The organism is Pseudolabrys sp. Root1462 (assembly GCF_001426945.1).
Taxonomy (GTDB): Bacteria; Pseudomonadota; Alphaproteobacteria; order Rhizobiales; family Xanthobacteraceae; genus Pseudolabrys.
In genome coordinates this window covers 1,884,174-1,908,592 of sequence record NZ_LMFS01000001.1, presented here as the reverse complement: position 1 = coordinate 1,908,592, position 24,419 = coordinate 1,884,174, and the positions used below count along the sequence as shown (strand labels likewise).

The 24,419-nt window shown below is 64.7% G+C and carries 23 protein-coding genes and 1 pseudogene; 9 read left to right on the top strand and 15 right to left on the bottom strand.

What is annotated here, in order from left to right; all coding sequences use genetic code 11:
* The first annotated feature begins 307 nt into the window (after window positions 1-307).
* Window positions 308-580, top strand: coding sequence for a ribbon-helix-helix domain-containing protein (locus ASD45_RS09420; RefSeq protein WP_056911256.1), 273 nt, complete (start codon window positions 308-310; stop codon window positions 578-580).
* Between the two features lie 142 nt (window positions 581-722).
* On the opposite strand, the gene ASD45_RS09415 is transcribed toward ASD45_RS09420, so the two are convergent.
* From ASD45_RS09415 to ASD45_RS09405, 3 genes are all read right to left on the bottom strand, one after another.
* Window positions 723-1,127, bottom strand: a complete 405-nt coding sequence (locus ASD45_RS09415; protein ID WP_056911255.1) for a DUF6481 family protein — start codon at window positions 1,125-1,127, stop codon at window positions 723-725.
* Window positions 1,128-1,303: 176 nt separating this feature from the next.
* The gene (locus tag ASD45_RS09410) at window positions 1,304-1,975 is read right to left on the bottom strand and encodes a PhoH family protein (protein WP_244485448.1); all 672 of its coding nucleotides are present in this window, start codon (window positions 1,973-1,975) and stop codon (window positions 1,304-1,306) included.
* 440 nt (window positions 1,976-2,415) lie between these two features.
* Window positions 2,416-2,667, bottom strand: a complete 252-nt coding sequence (locus ASD45_RS09405; RefSeq protein ID WP_056911254.1) for a hypothetical protein — start codon at window positions 2,665-2,667, stop codon at window positions 2,416-2,418.
* Window positions 2,668-2,870: 203 nt separating this feature from the next.
* Here ASD45_RS09405 and ASD45_RS09400 point away from each other — a divergent pair, with 203 nt between their 5' ends.
* Window positions 2,871-4,202 carry a DUF2778 domain-containing protein gene (locus tag ASD45_RS09400; protein ID WP_056911253.1) on the top strand — a complete coding sequence of 444 codons (1,332 nt, stop codon included), beginning with the start codon at window positions 2,871-2,873 and terminating at the stop codon, window positions 4,200-4,202.
* A 31-nt stretch (window positions 4,203-4,233) separates the two neighbouring features.
* Here ASD45_RS09400 and ASD45_RS09395 read toward each other — a convergent pair whose 3' ends face one another.
* Window positions 4,234-4,686, bottom strand: a complete 453-nt coding sequence (locus ASD45_RS09395) for a hypothetical protein (RefSeq protein ID WP_056911252.1) — start codon at window positions 4,684-4,686, stop codon at window positions 4,234-4,236.
* 177 nt (window positions 4,687-4,863) lie between these two features.
* Between ASD45_RS09395 and metG the strand changes: the two genes are divergently transcribed.
* The 4 genes from metG to mazG all read left to right on the top strand — a co-directional run bounded on the left by metG (window position 4,864) and on the right by mazG (window position 9,125).
* Window positions 4,864-6,480: a methionine--tRNA ligase gene (gene metG, locus ASD45_RS09390; protein ID WP_056911251.1), complete on the top strand. Its 1,617-nt coding sequence runs from the start codon at window positions 4,864-4,866 to the stop codon at window positions 6,478-6,480.
* Window positions 6,480-7,286 (top strand): TatD family hydrolase, encoded by an 807-nt coding sequence (locus ASD45_RS09385; protein WP_056911250.1) that lies wholly within the window; start codon window positions 6,480-6,482, stop codon window positions 7,284-7,286. Before metG ends, ASD45_RS09385 begins: the two co-directional genes overlap by 1 nt.
* Window positions 7,283-8,080: an MBL fold metallo-hydrolase gene (locus ASD45_RS09380; RefSeq protein WP_056911249.1), complete on the top strand. Its 798-nt coding sequence runs from the start codon at window positions 7,283-7,285 to the stop codon at window positions 8,078-8,080. The genes ASD45_RS09385 and ASD45_RS09380 overlap by 4 nt, the downstream gene beginning before the upstream one ends.
* A 241-nt stretch (window positions 8,081-8,321) precedes the next feature.
* Window positions 8,322-9,125: a nucleoside triphosphate pyrophosphohydrolase gene (mazG, locus tag ASD45_RS09375; RefSeq protein WP_056911248.1), complete on the top strand. Its 804-nt coding sequence runs from the start codon at window positions 8,322-8,324 to the stop codon at window positions 9,123-9,125.
* Between the two features lie 36 nt (window positions 9,126-9,161).
* On the opposite strand, the gene hflX is transcribed toward mazG, so the two are convergent.
* The 9 genes from hflX to dusB all read right to left on the bottom strand — a co-directional run bounded on the left by hflX (window position 9,162) and on the right by dusB (window position 20,556).
* Window positions 9,162-10,514 (bottom strand): GTPase HflX, encoded by a 1,353-nt coding sequence (gene hflX, locus ASD45_RS09370; RefSeq protein WP_056911247.1) that lies wholly within the window; start codon window positions 10,512-10,514, stop codon window positions 9,162-9,164.
* Window positions 10,515-10,775, bottom strand: a complete 261-nt coding sequence (hfq, locus tag ASD45_RS09365; protein WP_056911246.1) for an RNA chaperone Hfq — start codon at window positions 10,773-10,775, stop codon at window positions 10,515-10,517.
* Between the two features lie 236 nt (window positions 10,776-11,011).
* A complete protein-coding gene (locus ASD45_RS09360; protein WP_056911245.1) occupies window positions 11,012-11,869 on the bottom strand; it encodes a D-amino-acid transaminase in 858 nt (285 codons plus the stop codon).
* A gap of 6 nt (window positions 11,870-11,875) precedes the next feature.
* Entirely contained in the window at window positions 11,876-13,243 is a 1,368-nt protein-coding gene (locus tag ASD45_RS09355) for a sigma-54 dependent transcriptional regulator (protein ID WP_056912677.1), read from the bottom strand.
* 16 nt (window positions 13,244-13,259) lie between these two features.
* Window positions 13,260-15,530, bottom strand: a complete 2,271-nt coding sequence (locus tag ASD45_RS09350) for a PAS domain-containing sensor histidine kinase (protein ID WP_056911244.1) — start codon at window positions 15,528-15,530, stop codon at window positions 13,260-13,262.
* Window positions 15,531-15,735: 205 nt separating this feature from the next.
* Entirely contained in the window at window positions 15,736-16,761 is a 1,026-nt protein-coding gene (locus ASD45_RS09345) for an LLM class flavin-dependent oxidoreductase (protein ID WP_056911243.1), read from the bottom strand.
* Window positions 16,762-16,915: 154 nt separating this feature from the next.
* On the bottom strand, window positions 16,916-18,358 hold the full coding sequence (ntrC, locus tag ASD45_RS09340; RefSeq protein WP_056911242.1) for a nitrogen regulation protein NR(I): 1,443 nt from the start codon (window positions 18,356-18,358) through the stop codon (window positions 16,916-16,918).
* Window positions 18,359-18,361: 3 nt separating this feature from the next.
* The gene (locus tag ASD45_RS09335) at window positions 18,362-19,522 is read right to left on the bottom strand and encodes a nitrogen regulation protein NR(II) (protein ID WP_056911241.1); all 1,161 of its coding nucleotides are present in this window, start codon (window positions 19,520-19,522) and stop codon (window positions 18,362-18,364) included.
* Entirely contained in the window at window positions 19,519-20,556 is a 1,038-nt protein-coding gene (dusB, locus tag ASD45_RS09330) for a tRNA dihydrouridine synthase DusB (protein WP_056911240.1), read from the bottom strand. The genes ASD45_RS09335 and dusB overlap by 4 nt, the downstream gene beginning before the upstream one ends.
* Before the next feature lie 212 nt (window positions 20,557-20,768).
* Between dusB and ASD45_RS09325 the strand changes: the two genes are divergently transcribed.
* The 3 genes and pseudogenes from ASD45_RS09325 (at window position 20,769) to ASD45_RS09315 (ending at window position 22,943) form a co-directional block, all read left to right on the top strand.
* Window positions 20,769-21,941, top strand: coding sequence for a bifunctional 2-C-methyl-D-erythritol 4-phosphate cytidylyltransferase/2-C-methyl-D-erythritol 2,4-cyclodiphosphate synthase (locus ASD45_RS09325; RefSeq protein WP_056911239.1), 1,173 nt, complete (start codon window positions 20,769-20,771; stop codon window positions 21,939-21,941).
* A 16-nt stretch (window positions 21,942-21,957) separates the two neighbouring features.
* Window positions 21,958-22,440 (top strand): annotated as a pseudogene (locus ASD45_RS09320) (CinA family protein); the annotation flags it as partial.
* 5 nt (window positions 22,441-22,445) lie between these two features.
* Window positions 22,446-22,943: a TspO/MBR family protein gene (locus ASD45_RS09315; RefSeq protein ID WP_056911237.1), complete on the top strand. Its 498-nt coding sequence runs from the start codon at window positions 22,446-22,448 to the stop codon at window positions 22,941-22,943.
* A 5-nt stretch (window positions 22,944-22,948) separates the two neighbouring features.
* On the opposite strand, the gene ASD45_RS09310 is transcribed toward ASD45_RS09315, so the two are convergent.
* Complete coding sequence (locus ASD45_RS09310; RefSeq protein ID WP_156380776.1) at window positions 22,949-23,959, bottom strand: FUSC family protein; 1,011 nt, start codon at window positions 23,957-23,959, stop codon at window positions 22,949-22,951.
* Complete coding sequence (locus tag ASD45_RS09305; protein WP_056911235.1) at window positions 23,952-24,419, bottom strand: type II toxin-antitoxin system RatA family toxin; 468 nt, start codon at window positions 24,417-24,419, stop codon at window positions 23,952-23,954. Before ASD45_RS09305 ends, ASD45_RS09310 begins: the two co-directional genes overlap by 8 nt.

Sequence of the window (24,419 nt, the reverse complement as noted above, 5' to 3'; positions counted from 1 at the left end):
TATGAATAAACATCTCGTAACGATCCGACCTATCGCGACCCCGCACGGCGGCACGACTACCGCGTGTATTCGTCGCGCAATTTAATAAACATGTTCATCGCAATAGGGCCGGGGAAAACTGCGAAAACACTCGGCATTTGTCGGTCGCCCGATTAATATCAATTCGGGAATGTGAAATGCCGCTGATTGGCAAACGTGAGCGCCCGATGTGTCGGCGGTCACAGCCTGGCTCGACCGGCGTCCGAATACTGATCGCACGCGTGCGATCCAATACGAGGGGAAGATGTCGCTACAAAGGGGAAGCCCAGTGAAATCGCTGGTCATCAAGCGGTCCATCGTGATTGGCGGACACAAGACCAGCGTCAGTCTCGAAGAGGCATTCTGGCAGGAACTGAAACGCATCGCCGGTCATCAGCGCGTCACCCTGTCGTCCGTCGTCGGCAGCATCGACATGCAGCGCCAGCAGGGAAACCTGTCATCCGCGATTCGCTTGTTCGTTCTTGAACAGACCCGCGCGCGGGCGCTGGATGCCAACGCGCAGCGACCGGATAACGGCGCTGAGGTATCGGCGGCGGGATGACGGCAGACAATTGAACTACGATTCGCGAGGTGGCGTCGCAGGCGGCTTGAAGTTCAAACCGATGGTCGGAAGGCAAGCGCACAAAAGCAATCGCCGGCCTCCAGGGCCGGCGACATGATCGGTGAACTGAAGGCGCGGCGACTTAGTAGCCGCGCTTCTTGTTCTTCTTCGCGGCCTTGCGCGCGGCATAGCGGGCGTCGCGCTTGGCCTTCTGCTCAGCGAGCAGGGCCTCACCGGCGGCAGCCTGGTCCGCGGCTTCGAGAGCTGCGAGTTCCTCGGCTTCCTTCTTCAACTGCGCCTGCCGCTCCGCCTCGATGGCGGCGAGACGGGCTGCCTCGGCTTCGCGAACCTTGCGTTCGGCTTCACGCTCGGCATCGCGCTGAGCCTGGCGCTCGGCGCGGGCCTGGGCGACAGCCAGGCGCTCCTGGCGCTTGATTTCGAGGTCGGGATCCTGGGTCGCGGCGCGGAATTTTTCCAGCATCGCCTTTTTGACGGCAGCGGCATTGTTCCGGCGCTCAAAAGCGTCGGGGTGTCTGAATTGACTCAAATTTTCGCTCCTGGGGGGTCGTCAATCTTGGTGGGACAATCCACAGCGTTATATGGCGCGGCGGCGCGGTTTGTTCAACCGCGATGATGCAGATTTCACACCCGCAGATACGTTATGGAAAAATGGCCGGAACGTGGCCCGCTCCGGCCATTCCACTGAGCAGGATATACCGTCGTTTACAGCCGGGCCTCCTCGAAAGCGTTGACCCACATCGCGCAGATGCCGGAACGGACGATCTCGGCGCGGGTGAATTCGACGACCGGAACCGGCAGGTTCTGGCTGTCGATCAGCTCGATCACTGTGCGCAGGCCGCTGCCCGAGGTAAGGTCGCACTGACTGACGTCGCCATTGATGACGACGGTACAATCTTCGCCGATGCGGGTGAGGAAGGTTTTGATCTCAGCCGGGGTCGAGTTCTGAGCCTCATCGAGCAGCACGAAGGCGCCTTTCCACGAACGGCCGCGCATCACCTCGAACGGCACCAGTTCGATAGCACCGTTCTTGAGCGCGATATCATAAGCGGCCTTGCCGACGCGTTCCTTGATGGTCTCGATCACCGGCGCCGCCCATGGCGCGAACTTGTCTTCGAGCGAGCCGGGGAAGAAGCCGAGTGAGCGGCCGCAGGGCACGTTGGGCCGCGTCAGGATGATCTTGTCGATTTGGCGGTTGCGGAGCAGGTCGGCGGCATGGGTGGCCGCGATCCAGGTTTTGCCGGTTCCGGCAGGGCCCAGGACGATCACCTGGGGGAATTTGCGCAGGGCTTCGAGGTATTCGGCTTGGGTAGCGTTGAGCGCTTTTATCGGCGGCAGGATTCGTTCAGCCTCGAACTTGTTCTGGAAGTTGATAATCTCGGCTGTCCCAGACAAGCGTTCATGACGACGTCTCTTCTTGTTCAGGTTCTTACCCAAGGCCGACTCCTTCTGGTGGACTTGCTGTGGGTCGCAGGCGCCAGCGCCTCTTGCTGGCATAAACGGAACTATGCATCGCGCGTGCCAGTTCCCGGCGCTTGGGGCGCCGAGTGAAAGCGATGCTGGGTCTGCGAGGGGTGGCGGCTAGCGCTCTGGCGTCCGGGAGCACTCGAGTCCCGGTCCATTTGGTAGCGCCTTCGATCCGCAATCGACGAACCGCCATGACCACGAAGGTAAGCGATTCGGATGACACTTCCTTAAAAATAACGCGGTGCGGTAGATCCGTACAACCATGCCAACGCCAGCGGCATCAGCGATCCCGGCTGGTGCTTCAGCTTGCTGCCCGGTGATGCTTGGCTGTGCGCCTGGACGGGCGTGCGCTATTGCTTGGCCAGGCCGCAGTAGCGTTGCTGGCCGTTGTCCCAGCAGCCTGTACGCATGCAGGCCGAGCGCCTGACGCCGCATGTCGTCAGGCATGTCGTGAGTGTGGTCTTTGCCGTCTGGGCGCAGGCCTGCCGGCAGGTTGCTTCCTCGCCCGAACATTTCATCGGCGCGGCGTGGCCGCTTTGCACGACGACAAGACCGGCGATTAATGACGCCGCGGCGAGAGCGTAGCGAAGCTTTTTCATCATGGAACGCTACGCGAGTCGTCGGCCTGCGAACACCGCCCGAGCGCCACGCGTCAGGCCAGGTGCGCCGCGGGCAAGATTACAAAAATCATCAAATTCTTCCGTTGTTTAAGGGTCGTTTAACCTTAATCCCCGCATCGTAACGCACACGAGAACCCTTGGAATGTCGGCGTCAGGCCGCTTGTCGAGTTCGAGTTGCGTATCGCATGACCACTTCGGCCGCCGCCTGTTTCGATGCTTCGTGGGTCGACGATCGACGCGCGTCATCGCGTGCCAAACGACACGTCCTTCGCGGCATTGTCAGCAGCTCGGTCGTTGGACTGGGCGCGGTCGCCGCGCTCGGCACGGCGGCAATCGCGGTGACCCTCGCCGCCGGCTGGATGGCCAGCAGCGCCGTGCAGCCGCGCGTTCGTTTGCCGAGCGGTCCGGCGGCGCTGGCCTTGGTGCCCTACGAACCGTCGTCGCAGCCGCGGGCGCGCACCGCCGCGTCGTCCTGGTCGACAGCATATATTGACCGTACCAAGCCGCTCATCGCCGAGCAGGGCAGGCAGGCAGTGGCCCCACCGACGCCCGCGCAACGTGGCGCGCGACCGGCCGTCATTCCGTTACCACGCCCGCTGCCGGCCAAGCTCGCTCAAGTGCGCGCGGAACTCGATCGGCCCGCCGCTCCGGCGGTCGCCAAGCTTGAACCGCCGGCCGAAGCGCCGGTGCCGCACAATGTCGTGGCCAGCCTCGATCCCAAGGTGGCGCCGCAAGCGGTCAACGTTCCGGTGCCGCCTGCACGGCCTGAAATCAACGCCGAGCCGGTCATCGCTAAGGAGCCGGTGACCAGGGAAGCCATCGCCCAACCTGAGGCCGTCTCGCCGCCTGAACCGGCGTCCAAGATCCGCACCATGGCTAAGGCCGATGTCGCCAGCGCCGAGCCGAAGGCCATCGCCATGCCGAAACTGTCGGCGCCGGTGTCGATCCCGTCGGTGACGCCGGACTCGGTGAGCCGCACTGCGGTCTACGACATCACCAATGGCATCGTGCATATGCCCGATGGTTCGCGCCTCGAAGCGCATTCCGGCATGGGCGAGAAAATGGACGATCCGCGCTACATCAAGGTGCGGATGCGCGGCCCGACGCCGCCCAACGTCTATGTGCTGACGGAGCGCGAAAAGCTGTTCCACGGCGTGCGCGCGGTCCGTCTCAATCCGGTCTATGGCGAGCGGATGTTCGGTCGCGACGGGATGTTGGCGCACACCTATATGATCGGGCCGACCGGGCAGTCGAACGGCTGCGTCTCGTTCAAGGACTACAACAAGTTCCTCACCGCTTTCCTCGACGGCAAGGTCGACAAGATGGTGGTCGTGACGGACCTCAAGGGCACGTCGTGGAAGACCGCCGCGCTGCAGGCTGAGGGCATCAGCGCTTCGCCGAAGCGCTATGCCGGCGGTTACAGCCGGCCGCGCAACACGCCGAAGGGCGAAGACAGCGAGCCGCGGTACACCGCTGCATTGGGCTATGCCGCGGAGCGGGTGTTCGGCACCTGGTAGAACGCATCCTGACCGTCGACAGTCGCGCGGCTCAGTTCATCTGCACCTGGACGCTCTGGAATTTGTTACCGGCAGGCGCACCATCGGGATACATGTCGAAGGCGAACGTCTTGCCGACGGTGTTCGGCGGGATCGTGAAAGCGGCCTCGCCAGTGCCCTCGTCACCGGTCGTGATGACGCCGAGCTGACGCACGCATTTGAGATAGAAATTGTACTTGGTGTCCGGGGTTGCCGTGATGCCGACCTTGAGATCGATCGAGCCGTCGTTACGGCGGACGAGGACGACGGTGCCGCCGGGCGTTTCTCCGCCGTTGGCTTTGACATTGGCATTGGAGCAGTCGGAGAAATCCTGCGGCACCAGTGAAACCTGGACCGGATCGTCGCCGCTTTGGCCGACGGCGGGCAGGGCGGTGGCCAGCCCGATTGAAGCGGTGAGGCCACACAGCATAAGCAGTCTGGACTTCGGAAGAGCACTGGACGTCATGTCGGTCTCCCACTAAGCCGGGTGAAACGCAGCCAGCATACAGCCTATGCGGGAGACTCGACAGGGTGGCTTTGACGTCGGCGCGGAGCCGGCAGCTTGCCCCGCTTCTCGCCGGTTGTTACCTAACCCCTTGACTCGACTAGGCCCTGAACGGCGTCCTCCCGAAAAAACGAAGCAATGTCAGACCGTAAGCCCTTTTACATCACCACGGCCATCTCCTACCCGAACGGGGTTCCGCACATCGGCCACGCCTATGAGGCGATCGCGACCGACGCCATTGCGCGCTTCATGCGGCTCGACGGCTACGACGTCTATTTCCTCACCGGCACCGACGAGCACGGCCAGAAGATGCAGCAGACGGCCGCCAAGCTCGGCATGACGGCGCGGCAGTTGCGCGACCAGAACGTGCCGCGCTTCGAGGCCATGGTGAAGATGCTGAACCTTTCGAACGACGACTTCATCCACACGACGGAAGAGCGTCACTACCGCTCGTCGGAGGAAATCTGGCGGCGGATGGAGGCCAATGGCGACATCTATCTCGACAAATATGCCGGCTGGTACTCGGTGCGTGACGAAGCTTATTACGCCGAGGACGAGACCCATCTGAACGAGCAGGGCACCCGGCTCGCCACCAAGACCGGCACGCCGGTCGAATGGGTCGAGGAGGAGAGCTATTTCTTCAAGCTGTCGGCGTACCAGGACAAGCTGCTCGAGCTCTATGCCAAGGTGCCGGACTTCGTGCTGCCGAAGGAGCGGCTCAACGAGGTCGCGAGCTTCGTGAAGGGCGGCCTGAAGGATCTGTCGCTGTCGCGCACCACATTCGACTGGGGCATTCCGGTGCCCGGCAACCCCAAGCACATCATGTATGTGTGGGTCGATGCGCTGACCAATTACATCACCGGCCTCGGCTTCCCGGACGAAAACGACCCGAAATTCAAGCGTTACTGGCCCGCCGCGCTGCACGTGATCGGCAAGGACATCGTGCGCTTTCACGCGGTTTACTGGCCGGCCTTCCTGATGTCGGCCGGCGTGGCGGTGCCGAAGCGGATCTTCAGCCACGGCTTCCTGTTCAACCGCGGTGAGAAGATGTCGAAGTCGGTCGGCAACGTCGTCGATCCGTTCGCCATGGCGGAAGCCTATGGCGTCGATCAGATGCGTTTCTTCTTCCTGCGCGAAGTGCCGTTCGGCCAGGACGGCAGCTACAGCCACGAAGCCATCGTCAACCGCATCAATGCCGATCTCGCCAACGATCTCGGCAATCTGGCGCAGCGTTCGTTGTCGATGGTCGGCAAGGCGTTCGGCGGCACGCTGCCGACGCCGAGCGAATTCACGCCGGAGGATCAGACCATCCTCGCCGCGGCCGACGCCATGCTGCCGGCGGCGCGCGAGCACATGAAGACGCAACAGCTGCATCACATGCTGCACGTGGTGTGGTCGGTGGTGGCCGACGCCAACCGTTACTTCGCCTCGGAGGCGCCCTGGGCCAAGGCCAAGACCGATCCGGCGCGGCAAGGGACCATCCTCTACGTGACGGCCGAGATCATCCGGCAGGTGGCGATCCTCGCCCAGCCGGTGATGCCGGTGTCGGCCGGCAAATTGCTCGACCTGCTCGCCATCCCGGCGGGCGAGCGCGACTTCACGGCGTTGGAAGGCGGCAAGCGCATTGCGCCCGGCTCGGCTCTGCCGGCGCCGCAGGGCGTGTTTCCGCGCTATGTGGAGCCCGAGACGGCCGGGGACGCCGCCCAGCCTCCCAAAGAACCCAAAAAACCGAAGAACGAGCCGAAAAAGCCGTGATGCTCGTCGACAGCCACTGCCACCTCGATTTCCCGGAATTTGCGCCCGAGCTCGACCAGATCGTCGACCGCGCCCGCGCGGCTGGGATCGGGCGCATGGTGACGATCTCAACTCGGGTGAAGAAGCTGGCACAAGTCATTGCGGTCGCTGAGAAATATCCTGACGTTTTTGCCTCGGTCGGGACTCATCCGCACAATGCCGCCGAGGAGTTGGATATCGACGTCGCAGAGCTGGTGCGGCTCAGCCAGCACCCGAAGATCGTCGCCATCGGCGAAGCCGGGCTCGATTATCACTACGACAAGAGCCCGCGCGACGCCCAGGCGACCGGTTTCCGCCGGCACATCGCGGCGGCGCGCCAGACCGGGCTGCCGCTGGTCATCCATACGCGCGAGGCCGATGCCGACAGCGCCGCGATCCTGACCGAGGAAATCGGGAAGGGCGCCTTCCCGGCCGTTTTGCATTGCTACACCGGCGGCCGCGAGCTGGCGTTCAAGGCCATCGAACTCGGGCTCTATATCGGCTTCACCGGCATCATCACCTTCAAGAACGGCGAGGCGCTGCGCGACATCGCCCGCGACCTGCCCGCCGAACGCATCCTCGTCGAGACGGATTCGCCCTTCCTGGCGCCGATCCCGTACCGCGGCAAACGCAACGAGCCGGCCTACGTCGTTAACACCGCCAAGGTGCTGGCGGAAACGCGCGGCGTGTCGGAAGCGGAGATCGCGCGGCAGACCACCGAGAACTTCTTCCGGCTGTTCTCCAAGGTGCCGAGGGTTCTGCCGAACGACGTCAGGAAGGCCGGATGACGCTGCGCTTCACCATCCTCGGCTGCGGCTCATCCATGGGCGTGCCGCGCGTCGCGCTGGGCTGGGGCGATTGCGATCCCAACGAGCCGAAGAACCGCCGCCGGCGCTGCGCGCTGCTGGTTGAGCGCATTGCCGCCCCGGACAAGGTAACGCGCGTTCTGATCGACTGCGGCCCGGATATCCGCGAGCAACTCCTCGGCGCCGGCGTCGACTGGGTCGACGGCGTCCTGATCACCCACGAGCACGCCGACCACACCCACGGCATCGACGATCTGCGGCCGATGTTCGTCATGCACCGGCGCCGCGTCGACGTCTACATGGACGAGCCGACCGCCATCGCCCTGCACGCCCGCTTCGGCTACTGCTTCAGGACGCCGGCCGGCAGCAGCTATCCGCCAATCCTGGCCGAACACCGCGTGACCGCGGGCCAGCCGCTGACGATCCACGGGCAGGGTGGGCCCATCGAGGTTCTGCCGTTTCTGCAGGATCACGGCGACATCGTCTCGCTCGGCTTCCGCTTCGGCGACGTGGCCTACTCGACCGACATGAAGCGGCTGCCGCCGGACAGCGTCGCGGCGCTCGGCGGCCTCGATATCTGGATCGTCGATGCGCTGCGCAAGGCGCCGCATCCGAGCCACATGAACCTCGAGGAATCGCTGGCGCTGATCGCCGAGATCAAACCGCGGCGCGCCATCCTGACCGACATGCACACCGATCTGGACTATCAGACGCTAAGGCGCACGCTGCCGGAGCATATCGAGCCGGCCTACGATGGCATGGTGTTTGAGGCCTGAGTTCAGTCGGTAAAGCCGCGTGATTTCAATAAAATACGTAGTAGTCTTGAACTGTCGCATTCGCTCTTGGACCTTCCGAGGCGCCTAATATATTCCATAATATGTCTTATGCGAATCTGATTAAGGCCGACGGGGTTGGCGAAGTCTCTGGATAAGCCTGCGGCCTGCCGCGCCACAGCCGGCCTGCGCCGCTAGGTTCGCCCAGACACCGTCTCCGACGCCACAGCCCGAGTGAGCCCCCGTGAAGCCATCCCGCGACATTGCCCGTCTGATCGAGATCATGGCCGCGCTGCGCACGCCGGTCACCGGCTGCCCGTGGGACCTCGAACAGAATTTTCGGACCATTGCCCCCTATACGATCGAGGAAGCCTATGAGGTCGCCGACGCCATCGAGCGGAGCGATCTTCATGACCTGCGGGACGAACTTGGAGATCTGCTGCTGCAGGTCGTCTTCCACGCCCGAATGGCCGAGGAAGAAAGCGCCTTCGATTTCGGTGGCGTGGTCGAGGCCATCACCACCAAGATGATCCGTCGCCATCCGCATGTGTTCGGCGATGCCGGCGGTCAGGACGCCAAGTCGGTCGAAAGCCAATGGGAGCGCATTAAGGCGGAGGAAAAGGCGGAACGCGCCGAACGTCATCCGCCAAAGCCGCCAAGCGCCCTGGACGGCGTACCGGTTGCCCTGCCCGCGTTGACGCGTGCACTGAAGCTTCAGCAGAAGGCCGGCCGCGTCGGCTTCGACTGGAACGATCCGAGTGCGGTGCTGGCCAAGATCCGCGAGGAAGCCGACGAGATCGAGGCCGAACTCGATCGCGCGCAGAACGACGAAGCCGCCGCCGAGGTCGGCGACCTCATGTTCGCCGTGGTCAACCTGGCGCGCCACTTGAACGCCGATCCGGAAGCTGTCCTGCGCGCCACCAACGCCAAATTCGAGCGCCGCTTCACAGCCATCGAGCGCGCACTGGCGGCGCAAGGCAAAACGCCTCAGGACGCCACGCTCGCGGAAATGGATGCGCTGTGGGATCAGGCGAAGCAGGCGGAGTAGCAGTAACCCCGCGTCGCCGGTGTCCGGCACGACGGACTACAGAAACTTCGCCCTGACCTGCGCCGCCTTGTCGGGCGTAGCGCGGACGGTGACTTCCATCTGGCCGTTGTCGTCGGTGCGATTGTCGAGCACCTCGGCGTGGCGATAGAGCCAACTCAAGCCCGCACCATCCGATGCATCGAGAGACACCGTCAGGGTCTGGTGGCTTTCGCCAAGCCGGGTTTCGATAGCCGTCAAAAGGCCGTCGATACCCTCGCCCGTCAAGGCCGAGACCACGACCGGCGCCCGGTCCGAGGGCTGGCGTCCGGCGAGGTTGAGGATGCGATCGCGGCCGTCGGCATCGAGCGCGTCGATCTTATTCCAGACTTCGATGATGCGTCGGTCGGTCGCCTCGATACCGAGTTCACCGAGCACCTTGGCGACGTCGGCCGATTGCGCGCCCGTGTCTTCATGCGACATGTCGCGCACATGGAGGATGATGTCGGCCTCGATTACCTCTTCCAGCGTCGCGCGAAACGCCGCGACCAGCATGGTCGGCAGATCGGAGATGAAACCGACGGTGTCCGACAGAATGATGCGCGTGCCGCGCGGCAGGTCGATGGCGCGCAAGGTCGGATCGAGGGTCGCGAACAGCATGTCGGCCGACAGCACGCTCGCCGCCGTGACGCGATTGAACAGCGTCGATTTGCCGGCGTTGGTATAACCGACCAGCGCAACAATCGGATAAGGCACGCGCTTGCGGCTGTCGCGATGCAGTTTGCGCGTCCGCTTGACCTTCTCGAGTTCGGCTTCGATCCGCATGATCTTGTCCGACAACATGCGGCGATCGGATTCGATCTGGGTTTCGCCCGGACCGCCGAGGAAGGCGCCGCCGCCGCGTTGACGTTCGAGATGGGTCCAGGAGCGCACCAGCCTGCCCTTCTGATAAGTCAGGTGCGCGTGTTCGACCTGCAGCGCGCCTTCTTTGGTGCGCGCGCGTCGGCCGAAGATTTCGAGGATCAGCCCGGTGCGATCGATGACCTTGGCGTTCCAGGCCTTCTCCAGATTCTTCTGCTGCACCGGCGATATCGGGCAGTCCATGATGACCACGGACGCCTCATGGCTCTTCACGAGGCCGGCCATTTCATCGACTTTGCCGGAGCCGACATAAGTCGCCGGCTTGATCGCCTGCAGCGGCACGAGCGCGCCTTCGACGACATCGAGATCGATGGCGCGGGCAAGACCCATCGCCTCCTCGAGCCGCGCCTCGGGCGTGCGCGTGTCGGCCAGATGCGCGGCACCGCGGCCGCCCGGCATGCGCACCCAGGGCTCGATGACGATCGCACGGCCGCTGCCCGACCCCGAAGGGGTCAGAGTGTCCGTGCCTTTGTCGCGTTCGCGTGCTTCCAACTAAGCCTTTTCCGGCGTCAGCGGCTCTTCGCCGCCTTCGAACAACTGGATCGGGTGGCCGGGCATGATGGTCGAGATCGCATGCTTATAAACAAGCTGCGAGTGCCCGTCCCGGCGCAACAGGACGCAGAAGTTATCGAACCAGGTCACGACGCCTTGCAGTTTCACACCATTGACCAGAAAGATGGTCAGCGGAATTTTTGCTTTTCGGACGTGATTGAGAAACGTGTCTTGTAAGTTCTGCGCTCGATCGGCTGCCATGGCCGTGGTCCATTTTTTAGCTCGCATCTTAACGCGCGAGACAATCGTTGCCCTTTAGTCCTCTGCAGGTCGTTGCGCCCATCCCCTGGAGGCGGCGCTGCCGAGGCCCGGGAGTGCCCATTAGATGGTAGTGCGCTGTCCGGTGCAAGCGGAACTTGCGCTTTTTCGAAGCAAGTCACTGAATAGATACGATTTTCTTAGATACCGCAGCAGCGAGCGGAGCTGATCCCAAGCCGTCAGGTGAACTCCGCCTTGCTGTGATAGTCGCGGCGCAGCGCCGAGGCCGCCGTGCCCGGCGCCCGGTTGCCGACCGGACGGCCGTCGATTTCGACCACCGGCATGATCGACTGGCTGGCCGAGGTGACGAAGGCTTCGCGCGCGGCATAGGCCTCCTCGACGGTGAAGGGACGTTCTTCGAAGCGCAGCCCCTGCGCCTTCACGAGGTCGATGAGCACCGAGCGGGTGATGCCCGGCAGGATGTCGCCGGCGAGCGGCCGCGTCACCAGGACGCCCTCCCGGGTCACGATCCAGGCCGTGGACGAGGCGCCCTCGGTCACGCGCCCCTGAGCGTCGACCAGCCAAGCCTCGCGGGCGCCCTTGTCCCGCGCCGTCTGCTTGGCCAGCACATTGGGCAACAGCGACACCGACTTGATATCGACGTGACGCCAACGATCGTCGGGCACGGTAATCACCGCGATGCCCGCTTCCGCCTGAGCCTCGATTCTGGCGAGATTGTTGGTGCGCGCGGTCACCACCAAGGTTGGCGGCGTGCCGGCCGGCGGAAACGGAAAGTCGCGGCGCATCTCGCCGCGCGTGACCTGCACATAGACGACGCCGTCGCTCACGCGATTACGCCGGATCGTCTCGCGCATCACGATGGCGAGGGACGCAACGGACATCGGCCGGTCCATCCGCAGCAGGTCGAGCGAGCGCTGCAGGCGCGCCATATGGCGGCGTTCGTCGACAAGCTTGCCGCCCCTCACCTCGCAGACTTCATAGACCCCGTCGGCGAACTGAAAACCGCGATCGTCGACGCTGACTCCGGCGTCGCCGTGCGGCAGGTAACGGCCGTTGACGTAAGCGATGCGCGACATGCGACGTTATCCAATTCCCAGCGCTTTGAGTTTCCGGTGAAGCGCCGAGCGTTCCATGCCGACGAACTCCGCAGTGCGCGAGATGTTGCCGCCGAAGCGGGAAATCTGCGCCACCAGATATTCGCGCTCGAACACCTCGCGCGCATCGCGCAGCGGCAGACCCATCAACTGCTCGCCGCCGTTGCCATTGGGCATCGCCGGCACCATCGAGCCGACGTCCGGCGGCAGCATACTGGCATTGATGACGGCATCGGGATCGCCACCGGCCAGGATCATCAGCCGTTCGATGTTGTTGCGCAGCTGCCGGACATTGCCCGGCCAGTTATGCGACTGCAGCACGGCCATGGCGTCTTCGCCAATGCGCCGCTTCGGCAAGCCGGTCGATTGCGAAATCTGATCCATGAAGTAATCGATCAGCGATGGAATGTCCTCGCGCCGCTCCGACAAAGGCGGCACGCGGATCGGCACGACCGACAGACGATGATAGAGGTCCTCGCGGAATTCACCCTCGGCGATCGCCGCTTCCAGGTTGCGCGAGGTGGAAGCGACGATGCGGACATCGACGGCAACCTTGCTGGAGCCGCCGACCCGGCTGAAGGTCTGATCGACCAGCACGCGCAGGATCTTGTTCTGCGTCTCGCGCGGCAGATCGGCGACGTCGTCGATGAACAACGTGCCGCCATGCGCCTCTTCCAGCGCGCCGGTCTTGCGCGCTTCGGCGCCGTTGGCCTCGACGCCGAACAGCTCGGTCTCCATGCGTTCGGGCGTGATCGCCGCGGCGTTGATGACGATGAAGGGTCCGCTCGCCCGTGCCGACAATTGATGCATGGTGCGCGCGGCCAGTTCCTTGCCGGCGCCGGACGGCCCGACAATGAGGACGCGACTGTTGGTCGGCGCCACGCGGTCGATCGCCTGGCGCAGGCTCGACATCGACGGCGACTGGCCGATCAGCATCGACGGCGACGGCGCCAGTTGCTTGAGGTGCCGGACCTCGCGCTTGAGCCGCGAGGTCTCCAGCGCGCGTTCAGCGACCAGCACCAGGCGGTCGGCCTTGAACGGCTTTTCGATGAAATCGTAGGCGCCCTGCTTGATGGCGGCGACCGCGGTTTCAATGTTGCCGTGGCCCGAAATCATCACGATCGGAATCTCGGGATGCTCGCCCTTGAGAATGGTGAGCAGCTGCAAGCCGTCGAGCTTGGAACCCTGCAGCCAGATATCGAGGAAGATCAGGTTCGGACGGCGCGTCACGATCGACGCCAACGCATCGTCGCTATTGCGCGCCGTACGCGCGCTGAAGCCCTCGTCTTCCAGGATCCCGGCGACCAGATCGCGGATATCGGCTTCGTCGTCGACAATGAGAATCTCGGAGGACATGGCGCTCATTCGGCGTTCACTCGTTGGTCGTCTTTTCGGCAACCGCTACCGCGGTCGTTTCGGTTTCGCTGGCAGCGCGCACCGCTGGCTTGCCGGCGGCGGCAAAGCGCATGCGCATCCAGGCGCCGCGCTGGCCCGGGATTTTGTCGCTGGCGTCGCGTAGTTCGAGCCCGCCGCCGTGCTCCTCGAGAATGCGTCCGACAATGGCGAGACCGAGGCCGGTGCCCTTCTCGCGCGTCGTTACATAAGGCTCCATCAGACGGTTGCGGTTTTCGCGTGGCAAACCGATGCCGTTATCGACAATATCGATGACGACGTCGTCGCCCTCGCGCGCGGCGAAGACGCGGATGATGCCTTTGCCGAGTTCCTCGGCCGGCACGGCGGCCACCGCTTCGGTCGCGTTCTTGATGATGTTGGTCAGCGCCTGCGAAATCAGGCGGCGGTCGAACTGCGCCGGCATCGGCTCCTCGGCGATCTCGGCGGAAATATCGAGATCCGGATTGCCGACGCGCTGGAGAAACACCGCCTGCCGGACGGTATCGGCGATGTCTTCGCCGGCGATGACAGGCTTCGGCATGCGCGCAAATTTCGAGAACTCATCGACCATCTGCCGGATGTCGTCGACCTGACGGATGATGGTGTCGGTGCACTGTTCAAAGACAGCGCGGTCCTCGACGATCACCTTGCCGTATTTGCGCCGCAGCCGCTCGGCGGAGAGCTGGATCGGCGTCAGCGGGTTCTTGATCTCATGCGCGATGCGGCGGGCGATGTCGGCCCAGGCCGAGGAGCGCTGCGCGGTGACGAGTTCGGTGATGTCGTCGAGCGTGATGACGTAGCCGTGGTCGGAGGCGCCGGATCGCTCGCTGGTGACCCGGACGGACAGGTTGCGCTCGCGCCCTGCCCGGTTGATGGTCACTTGATCCTGAGTGCGGCCGCCGTGCTTGGCGGTGAGCATGATGCCGGACAGCTCCGGGAAGACTTCGATCAGCGGCTTGCCGATCGCCTCGGCTTCGCTGAAGCCGATCAGCTTCTCGGCCGAGCGGTTGAGGATGCTGACATTGCCGAAACTGTCGACGCCGATGACGCCGGCGCTGGCGCCGGCCAGAACGGCCTCGGTGAAAATGCGGCGGGTGTCGATGACGTCGCGGGCGCGCACCAGGTCGTCGCGCTGGGTGCGCAGTTCCTGGGTCATGCGGTTGAAGGTCTCACCGAGATGGGCGAGATCGCCTTCCGACTGCCGGACGGGCACGCGGACGTACAGGTTGCCTTCCGACACGGCGTTGGCGGCGCCGATGAGCCGGCGGATCGGCGCCACCAGTTTGTTGGCGAAGTTGAAGCCGAGCCAAACTGCCGACAGCAGCACGATCAGCGCGATCACGGTGTACATGAGGCCGAACGCGACCTGAACGCCGAAGCGCCGCTGCTCGATGGCGACGTATTCCGAGACGCTGGCCCGCGTCTCGCGCAATTGCGGCACGACGCGCGGATCGAGCAGCCGCGTCACGTAGAGATAGCGGTTGTCGTAGTTCTGCAGTTTGATCATGGCCGCGACGTAATTGGTGTCCGGCAGCAGGACGAGCTGCGGTTCCTTGTCGCTGATGGTCGGCAACGCCTCGCGCGGCGGCAACGCGAAGGTCTGGTTGACGCGCGTATCGGCGCGGGCCACCTCCTTGAGGTCGCCGTCGAATACGATCGCCGTGGCAAGCCCGCGCACCGCGGCTTGGAAGGTGAGGAATTGCTTGAGCTGCTCGGGATTCTCTTCAATGACTGGTTTCGAGCGCGACAGATCGAACGCCATCACCAGAATGTCGGACCGGACGATCTGCGCGTGGTCGCGCAAATAGGCTTCGGCCACGATCAGCGAGTTTTCGATCGCGGCGCGGGTGCGGGTCGAGAACAGGCGGTCGAGACCGCGGTCGAGCGTGACGCTGGCGACGATCGCCACCAGGATCGCCGGCGCGGCGGCGATGATCGAGAACAGGCCGACGATGCGGACATGCAGCCGAGCGGCCGCCCGGCCCGAACGCCGCGCCTGCACCACCTGCCAGACCTCGCGCACGATGATGCCGAGCAGCAGGACGACGGTCGTGGCGTTGGCAAGCAGCAGCGAGACGACGACGTAGTGGGTCGGCGCGATCGGTGTCAGGTCGGCCAGCACGACGAAGGTGACGAAGGCCGACAGCAGCGCCAGTCCTACGGCGATAGGACCGACAACACGGGCGCCCTCGCGTTTGGTGGGCGTCGGTACTCCGGACAATTCGGCGGACGTGGCCTGATCGAGGCTCATGCAAACGGTCTTGGCTCTGATTTATTGACAGAATTCGGTCAGGCGGCGGAGCGCGAGCGGCGCTTCGCCGGCGGAGCGAGCCCAGGGGAATCGGAGGCGGCCCAGACCAGCACTGATGCTTTTATACAACAATGTTGCCGAATTGCGACAAGACTGCGGCGCGACGCCCGCACTTGAGGCGGCAGTTGTGGAGCGCTGGCGGCAGTCAGCCGACCATCTCGCGGACCATCGGAGCGACCTTGCGGCCGTAAAGCTCGATGCAGCGCATCATTTTGTCGTGCGACAGCGGGCCGGCCGAATACTTCATGTCGAAGCGCGCTGCACCGAGCGCCTGGACGGTGCCGGCAATCTTCCTGGCCACTGTCTGGGGCGACCCGACATAGAGCGAGCCGCCTTCGATCTCACGCTCGAACTCGGCCTTGCCGAAGGGCGGCCAGCCGCGCTCGGCGCCGATCTTGTCGCGCATGCGCTTGTAGTCGGCGAACAGGTCTTCCCTCGCCTGCGCGTCGGTTTCGGCGATGTATCCGTGGGAATGCACACCGATCGGCAGCTCCGGCTTTTTCATTTCGCCGAGCGCGCGCTTGTAGAGGTCGACATAAGGCGCGAAGCGTTTCGGATCGCCGCCAATGATGGCGAGCATCATGGGGAAGCCATAATGCGCCGCGCGCATCACCGACTCCGGCGTGCCGCCGACGCCGATCCAGGTTGTGAGCGGCGCGTCGAGCTTGGGATAGACGCTCTGGTTCTTGAGCGGTGGCCGCGTCGCGCCCTGCCAGGTGACGGACTCCTGCTTCAGCACCGCGGCGTACAGATCGAGTTTTTCGTTGAACAGCTCTTCGTATTTGTTGAGATCGAAGCCGAACAGCGGAAACGACTCGATGAACGAACCTCTGCCCAGGATGACTTCGGCGCGTCCGTTCGAGGCGGCATTGAGCGTGGCAAAGCGCTGATAGACGCGGATCGGATCGTCCGACGACAACACGGTCACCGCAGAACCGAGGCGGATGCGTTTGGTGCGCCCGGCAATCGTCGCCAGAACCATCTCGGGCGACGACACGGCGAAGTCGGCGCGATGATGTTCGCCGACGCCGATGAAATCGACACCGGCTTCATCGGCCAGCACTGCCTCATCGATCAGGTTGCGGATAACCTGCGCTGCGTGCAGTGGCTGACCGTCAGGCCCATCGGTGATGTCGCCGAACGTGTCGAGACCGAGTTCGATTTGTGCCATGCCGATTTCCAATGCGGGACTGCCGCTTATCTAGCGGCGCCCGCATTTGGGGCAAGTAGGCACAGGTTTGACACTGGGCTTGCAGGTCCATGGCGCGAGGCGGAATGCGGATACGGTGCGCCGGATTGATCCGCCCGCGCTACGGGCGGATCAATCAATTCCCGCCGCGGTAAACCTGGATGTCGAGGTCGCGGATCTTCTTGCGCAGGGTGTTGCGGTTGACGCCGAGCAAGTCGGCGGCGCGAATCTGGTTGCCGCGCGTCGCTGCCAGCGCCGCAGTGAGCAGCGGGTATTCGATCTCGCGCAGGATGCGATGATAGAGCCCTGCCGGCGGCAGGCCGTCATCGAAGCCGGCGAAGTAGCTCGAAAGATGCCGCTCGACCGCGCCGCTCAGCGACTCCTCGCCACGCGGTTCGTCGCCGCCGGCCGGTAGCGCCGGCTGCGCCAGTTCGCTCTCGATCACGGCCGCGGTGATGGTTTCCTGCGGATAGAGCGCGGCAAGACGGCGCGCCAGGTTCTCCAGCTCGCGCACGTTGCCCGGCCAGCGATGCCGTTTGAGGCGATCGAGCGCGGCCTGATCGATCTGCTTCGGCGGCAGCCCTTCGCGCTGCGCCTGGGCGAAGAAGTGGCGGATGAGATCGGGAATATCCTCGGTACGCTCCCTGAGCGGAGGAAGGCGCAGCGGCACGACGTTGAGGCGGAAGAACAGATCCTCGCGGAACAGACCCTGCTGAATCTGCAGCCGCAGATCCTTGTTGGTCGCGGCGATGATACGCACGTCGCTCTTGATCGGCGTGCGGCCACCGACGGTGGTGTATTCGCCCTGCTGCAGGACGCGCAGCAGGCGCGTCTGCGCTTCCATCGGCATGTCGCCGATTTCGTCGAGGAACAGCGTGCCGCCTTCCGCCTGCTCGAAGCGACCGGCCGAGCGCGTATTGGCGCCGGTAAAGGCGCCCTTCTCGTGGCCGAAAAGTTCGGACTCGATCAGGTCGCGCGGGATCGCCGCCATGTTGATGGCGACGAAGGTGCCGGCGCGGCGCTTGCCGTAGTCGTGCAGCGCCTTGGCGACCAGTTCCTTGCCGGTGCCGCTCTCGCCGGTGATCATCACGGTGAGATCGGTCTGCATCAGACGCGCCAGCACGCGGTAGATTTCCTGCATCGCCGGCGAGCGGCCGACCAGCGGGATGGCGTCGAATTCCTCCGGCTTGGCCGGCTGCGTGCGCGGCTCCTTCGGCTCCGACAGGGCGCGGCCGACGATGCCAATCAGCTCCTTGAGGTCGAACGGCTTCGGCAGATATTCGTAGGCGCCGCGCTCGGAGGCGCGGATCGCGGTCATGAACGTGTTCTGCGCGCTCATGACGATGATCGGCAGATCGGGACGTGCCTTGCGGATGCGCGGGATGAGGTCAAAGGCGTTCTCGTCCGGCATCACCACATCGGTAATGACCAGATCGCCGTCGCCCTGGTTGACCCAGCGCCACAACGTGGCGGCATTGCCGGTCGAGCGCACTTCGTAGCCGGCGCGCGACAAAGCTTGATTGAGGACGGTGCGGATCGCGGCATCGTCATCGGCGACAAGGATGCTTCCTGTCGGCATCGGTTATGACCTCGAGGCTTCTGCTGCGGGTGCGGCGTCATCGACACCGCCGCCGCCGTTGTAAACAGGCATCAGCACGCGGAAAGTGGTCCGCCGCGGCTGCGATTCACATTCGATGATGCCGCCGTGATCGCCGACGATCTTAGCCACCAGCGCAAGCCCGAGGCCGCTGCCGGTCGGCTTGGTGGTGACGAAGGGATCGAAAAGATGCGGCATCAGGTCTTCGCTCACGCCGGGGCCATTGTCGCGCACGCAGAATTCGAGCGGCAATGAGACCCGCGCGCTCGTGCCGGGCACGGCAAGCCGCACGCCGGGACGAAACGCGGTGGTGAGCTGAATTTCGCCGTCGCTCGCCTCCTCGCCGATCGCCTCGGTGGCGTTCTTGACGAGGTTCAGGAACACCTGAATGAGCTGGTCGCGATTGGCCAGCACCGGCGGCAAAGACGGGTCGTATTCCTCGACGAACTTGATGTGGCGGGCAAAACCGGACTGCGCCAGCCGCTTCACGTGATCGAGGATGACGTGGATGTTGACCGGCTCGCGCTCGACCGGGCGCTCGTCGCCGAAGATCTCCATGCGATCGACCAGCTTCACGATGCGGTCGGTCTCGTCGCAGATCAGCGTGGTGAGCTGGCGGTCTTCATCAGCGGCCGATTGCTCAAGCAATTGAGCCGCGCCGCGAATGCCGGACAGCGGATTCTTGATTTCGTGCGCCAGCATGGCCGCGAGCGCAATCACCGACCGCGCGGCGCCACGATGCGTGAGCTGGCGGTCCATCTTGTCGGCGATGGTGCGCTCCTGCAGCATCACCAGCACATGGCCGGGATATTCGGAGACTGGTGCGACGTGCAGATCGACCAGCCGTTCGCCCGGATTGCGCGGCGTGGCGAGATCGACCTTGTACTCGTTGACGGCGGAGCCGCTCCGGCGAACCTGTTCGACCAGAGTCAGCAGAGGCGAACCGAACGGCACCAGGTCGCGCAGGAAATTCCGGCGCAGCATCGGGATCGAGGATTCGAAGAATTGCTCGGCCGCGACATTGGCGTCGGCGACGTGGCCGTCAGGCGCGATCATGATCACCGGATGCGGCAATGCGTTGAGCATCGCATCGGCGGTGACGGTCAGCGGACTGCCGGCGTTGGGTTGGGCTTGCGCCGGGCTCATGCGGCGGCCCTCCAGGCGAAATCGTCATAGGCGTCGGCGAGCAGACGGCGCGCTTCGTCGGGCCGTTCGCTGGTCAGCACGCGCGTGCGATGGACTTTCAGCAGCTCGGGCGAAACGCCCGCGGTATCGGCGGCGACGTCGAGCGCCCAGCCGAGATGTTTGCGCGCGTGGCGGCGGCCGATGGCGACGCCGTGATGCTCGATGTGTTCGGCGTAGAGCGCGTCGATCAGTTCAAGCTGGGTCGCCAGCGCCGGCGCCTCGCCGCGTTCGCCGGTGGCGAGGAAACGGGCCACCTGCCCCGGAAACCACGGCCGTCCCTGCGCCGCGCGGCCGACCATCACGGCATCGGCGCCGGAATGACGCAACGCGTCGATCGCATCGTCGTAGCTGCGGATGTCGCCATTGACGACGACCGGCACGGTGACGGCATCCTTGACGGCGCGCACGGCCTGCCAATCGGCATTACCCGTGTAGAACTGGCAGCGCGTGCGGCCATGCACGGTGATCATTTTGACGCCGGCATTTTCGGCGCGGCGCGCCAGGTCGGGCGCGTTGATGCTGTCGGCATCCCAGCCGAGCCGCATCTTCAGCGTGACGGGCACGGTGACGGCGTTGACGGTCGCTTCGATGAGCGTCAACGCGTGGTCGAGATCGCGCATCAGCGCCGATCCCGAGGCGCCGTTGGTGACCTGCTTCGACGGACAGCCCATGTTGATATCGATGATGCGTGCGCCATTGGCTTCGGCAATTGCCGCGCCCTCGGCCATCCAGCGGGCTTCGCAGCCGGCGAGCTGGACGACATTGATGGCGACGCCCGCGCCTTGGCTGCGCACGCCCGCCTCGCGCTCGCCTTTGGCGAGCCCGGCGCAGGCGGTCATCTCGGAGACCACCAGGCCTGCCCCCAGGCGCTCTGCCAGGCGGCGGATGGGCGCGTCGGTAATGCCCGACATCGGCGCCAAGACGACGCGGTTCGGGATACTGACACCGCCGACATCCAGCGAACCGGCATAAATTACGTTTATGTCACCCACCATCGGGCTGCTGCCTAGCATTTAGGCTCTACCTCGTACTGCATAGAGTTTAGCCATTTTCGCACCTCGCGCAAGTGCTGCAGTGCAATATCATAGACCGGCTCCCCCAATTCCAAGCCTCCGAACGAGCGTCGGATACCGGAGATAGCGCTTTGGCATGACAGGGCGAACGCGCTAATGCCTTGGGCCGAGAAAAGCGGCAGGACCTTCGAACTATGGCGAAAATCGCAGCCGTAATCGTGGCAGCCGGCCGTGGCACACGAGCCGGCGACCCCGATCTGGCCAAGCAGTTCCGGCCCATCGGCGGCCAGTCGGCCCTGCGGCGTTGCCTGGCGCGCTTTGCGGGCTGTGGATTGATCCATGCCATCCAGCCGGTTATTCGGGCCGGCGACGAGGGCCCCTACCGGGAAGCCGCGGAGGGGCTCAGCCTCCGGGGGCCGGTTCATGGGGGCGATACCCGCCAGGCCTCGGTGCGCGCCGGGCTGGAGGCGCTAGCCGGCGAGCAGCCGGACATCGTGCTGATCCACGACGCCGCCCGCCCCTTCGCCAGCAACGACCTGATCGCCCGCGCCATCGCCGCGGCGCCGGAGACGGGGGCGGCCATTCCGGGCTTGGCCGTAACCGACACCATCAAGGCAGTCGATCGCCACGGCCATGTCGGCGAAACCCTAGATCGCAGCACGTTGCGGGCGGTGCAGACGCCGCAGGCATTCGCCTTCGCGCCGATCCTCGAGGCGCATCGCCGGGCCGCGCGCGAAGGCCGCAACGACTTCACCGACGACGCCGCGCTGGCCGAATGGGTCGGCATGCAGGTCCGCGTCTTCGAGGGCGAGAGCGGCAACATCAAGATCACCCATGCAGAGGATTTCATGCGCGCGGAGGCAATGGATTGGGCGGCTTTGAGCGACGTGCGCACCGGCACCGGCATCGACGTCCATGCGTTCGGCCCCGGCGATCATGTCTGGCTCGGCGGTCTCAAGATTCCGCACAGTCAGACACTGACCGGCCACTCCGACGCCGATGTCGGTCTGCATGCCCTCACCGACGCCCTGCTCGGCGCGCTGGCCGATGGCGATATCGGTTCGCATTTCCCGCCGAGCGATCCGCAATGGAAAGGCGCGGCTTCCGATCGCTTCCTCAAATTCGCCTGCGACCGCGTCGCGGAGCGCGGCGGCCGCATCGCGCATCTTGATCTCACCATCGTCTGCGAGGCGCCGAAGATCGGCCCGCACCGCGACGCCATGCGTCAATCGATCGCGCGCATTGCCGGCATCGCCGTCGATCGTGTCGCCGTGAAAGCGACCACCAGCGAACAGCTCGGCTTCACCGGACGCCGCGAAGGAATCGCCGCCTATGCGACGGCCACCATCAGATTGCCTTGGTCCTGAAGGATTGGAGCGTCTCATGAATGACGACCTGCACTTCGCCGCCATTGCCGTGCTCGAGGCCTGCCGCGAGCGCCGCCTCACCGTGGCGACGGCGGAGTCCTGCACCGGCGGTCTGGTGGCGGGCGCCCTGACGGCGATCGCCGGCTCGTCGGACGTCGTCGATCGCGGCTTCGTCACCTATTCGAATGAGGCCAAGCAGGAGATGCTCGGCGTGCCGCCGGAGACGCTGAAGCGCTACGGCGCGGTCAGCCGGCAGACTGCCGAGGCGATGGCCAATGGCGTGCTGGCGAAATGCAAGGTGGATCTTGCGGTATCGATTACCGGCATTGCCGGCCCCGGCGGCGGCTCCGACGAAAAGCCGGTCGGACTGGTGCATTTCGCCGCCGTGTCGCGTGACGGCACATCGATGCACGCCGCCAAGCGCTACGGCGAGATCGGCCGCGATGCGGTGCGGCACGAATCCGTGCTTCAGGCGTTGGCGATGCTGAAAGAGGTCGCCGAACAATGACAGGAAACGTCACTGCGACAGGCGCCCGCTTCTGGCCGGCGATCGCTATTCCGGTTGCCGCGGTGGTAGCCGCTTCCATCCTCGGCCAGATCGCGACCTTCCCCAATCTCGCGCCGTGGTACGCGAACCTGCTCAAGCCGCCCTTCAATCCGCCGAACTGGATATTCGGGCCGGTCTGGAGCGCGCTTTACGTGCTCATGGCGTACGCGGCATTTCGCATCCACCGCCTCGCGCCGTCGGCCGAGAGGTCGAGAGCGCTCGCTCTGTTCTACATTCAACTGGCCTTCAATGCCGCTTGGTCGTGGATGTTCTTTGCGGCGCATTCGCCGCTGCTCGGTCTCATCAACGTGGTGCCGCAGTTAGTCCTCGTCATCGCGACCGTTGTTGCTTTCTTCCGGCTCGATCGCGCCGCCGGCATCGTGATCGCACCGCTGGCGTTCTGGGTCGCATTCGCGACGCTGCTCAATGCCTCTGTCTGGTGGCTGAACGGCTGACGCCTTCAGCCTTCTTCCGGTGGCGGATTGCGCGGAAAGGCCACCAGCGTTCCCATCAGCGCGATGCCGCCGCCCAGCAGCACGTCCTGCAGGCGCTCGACCAGGAGGCCGGCCACGACACGAGGGTCGGCCGTGCCGAGGTCATAGATAAGCAGCACCAGCAGGGCGATCAGGGCCGTGTGCAGCCAATAGCGATTCTGCAGATGGTGCGGGATGAGCGCCGCCACCGCGAGAACCAGCGCTAGGATCGCCCAGTGCGGCGGCACGAGGCTGGTCACGGCAAAGGCCGCGACAACGCCGAGCACCGTGCCGGCGATACGCTGAACGATCAGGACGTAGCTCGCCCGCGCGTCCGGCTGCATAACGACCAATGTCGTCACCACCACCCACAAGGCTCTGCCCGGATCGACGCCAACGCCGATGGCCAGACTGACGCTCGCCGCCGCGGCGTAAGCCAGCGCAAAGCGCAGCCAGCCGCCGGACGGCACGCGGCGTGGTCGCGGCTTCTGCTGTGCCAACGGCCCGAAAACGAGATGATCGACGATACGCAGAAGCGCGATGCAGAGCACGGCGCCGCCGGCGTAGCCGAGTTCGGCCGGATGAAATGCCGGCGCGCCGCTGGTGACGACCAGCGCCATGGCGCCGAAGCGCGCGGCCAGCGTCTGCGCCTTGCCGACGCCGAGAAACCAGCCGCTGGCGAAGGTCGCAAGCGCGAACACAATCCAGATCGGCCAGGCAAAGCCATGCAGCAGAATGCCGACTGCGCCGCCGAGGGCGACCCCGCCTGCGATGTAGACGACGAGCATCAGGCGGCGCTGCAACGGTCCGTCGTCGTCGCCGAAGGACAGGATGAGACCGGTCATTGCACCGAGCAATGCGCCGGCTGGATCGTTCAGGCCCAGCCCGGCCAGGAAAGGCAACCCGACGCTGAGGAGAAACAGCAGACCGCGGCGATAGGCCCCGTCCGGCACGCTCCGGTGTAGATGGAGCACCAGATGGTGCGGCCGTTTAGGCACCGCGGTTGCCGGTGCCGTAGACCTTGTCGGCCCGCTCTTCGAAGGCGGCTGCCATCTTGCGGAACACGGTGTCGAACACCGCGCCCATTAGCATGCCGAACGTGCGGCTGCGGAATTCGTAATCGATGTAGAATTCGACTTCGCAGCTATTGTCCCCGGTCGGCACGAAACTCCAGCGGTTCTGCAGCCGGCTGAAGGGGCCGTCGAGATATTCGACGACGATCTTCAGGTTCGGCTTGTCGAGCGTCACGCGGCTGAGGAAGGTCTGACGGATCATCTTGTAGGCGACCGTCATGGCCGCCACCAAAACGATGACGCCCTCGCCTTTCTCGGTGCGGCTCTTCACGCGCAGGCCGTCACACAGCGGCACGAACTGCGGATATTTCTCGACGTCGGCGACGAGGTCGAACATGTCGGCCGCGGCATGGCGCACGCGGCGCTTGTTCGTGAATTGCGGCAT

Bases quoted from the DNA above. Each gene is read 5' to 3' on its own strand.
- ASD45_RS09405 (WP_056911254.1), bottom strand. From the start codon at position 2,667: ATGATGAAAAAGCTTCGCTACGCTCTCGCCGCGGCGTCATTAATCGCC.
- ASD45_RS09400 (WP_056911253.1), top strand. From the start codon at position 2,871: ATGACCACTTCGGCCGCCGCCTGTTTCGATGCTTCGTGGGTCGACGAT.
- ASD45_RS09395 (WP_056911252.1), bottom strand. From the start codon at position 4,686: ATGACGTCCAGTGCTCTTCCGAAGTCCAGACTGCTTATGCTGTGTGGC.
- metG (WP_056911251.1), top strand. From the start codon at position 4,864: ATGTCAGACCGTAAGCCCTTTTACATCACCACGGCCATCTCCTACCCG.
- ASD45_RS09385 (WP_056911250.1), top strand. From the start codon at position 6,480: ATGCTCGTCGACAGCCACTGCCACCTCGATTTCCCGGAATTTGCGCCC.
- ASD45_RS09380 (WP_056911249.1), top strand. From the start codon at position 7,283: ATGACGCTGCGCTTCACCATCCTCGGCTGCGGCTCATCCATGGGCGTG.
- hfq (WP_056911246.1), bottom strand. From the start codon at position 10,775: ATGGCAGCCGATCGAGCGCAGAACTTACAAGACACGTTTCTCAATCAC.
- ASD45_RS09360 (WP_056911245.1), bottom strand. From the start codon at position 11,869: ATGTCGCGCATCGCTTACGTCAACGGCCGTTACCTGCCGCACGGCGAC.
- ASD45_RS09355 (WP_056912677.1), bottom strand. From the start codon at position 13,243: ATGTCCTCCGAGATTCTCATTGTCGACGACGAAGCCGATATCCGCGAT.
- ASD45_RS09350 (WP_056911244.1), bottom strand. From the start codon at position 15,530: ATGAGCCTCGATCAGGCCACGTCCGCCGAATTGTCCGGAGTACCGACG.
- ASD45_RS09345 (WP_056911243.1), bottom strand. From the start codon at position 16,761: ATGGCACAAATCGAACTCGGTCTCGACACGTTCGGCGACATCACCGAT.
- ntrC (WP_056911242.1), bottom strand. From the start codon at position 18,358: ATGCCGACAGGAAGCATCCTTGTCGCCGATGACGATGCCGCGATCCGC.
- ASD45_RS09335 (WP_056911241.1), bottom strand. From the start codon at position 19,522: ATGAGCCCGGCGCAAGCCCAACCCAACGCCGGCAGTCCGCTGACCGTC.
- dusB (WP_056911240.1), bottom strand. From the start codon at position 20,556: ATGGTGGGTGACATAAACGTAATTTATGCCGGTTCGCTGGATGTCGGC.
- ASD45_RS09325 (WP_056911239.1), top strand. From the start codon at position 20,769: ATGGCGAAAATCGCAGCCGTAATCGTGGCAGCCGGCCGTGGCACACGA.
- ASD45_RS09315 (WP_056911237.1), top strand. From the start codon at position 22,446: ATGACAGGAAACGTCACTGCGACAGGCGCCCGCTTCTGGCCGGCGATC.
- ASD45_RS09305 (WP_056911235.1), bottom strand. From the start codon at position 24,419: ATGCCGCAATTCACGAACAAGCGCCGCGTGCGCCATGCCGCGGCCGAC.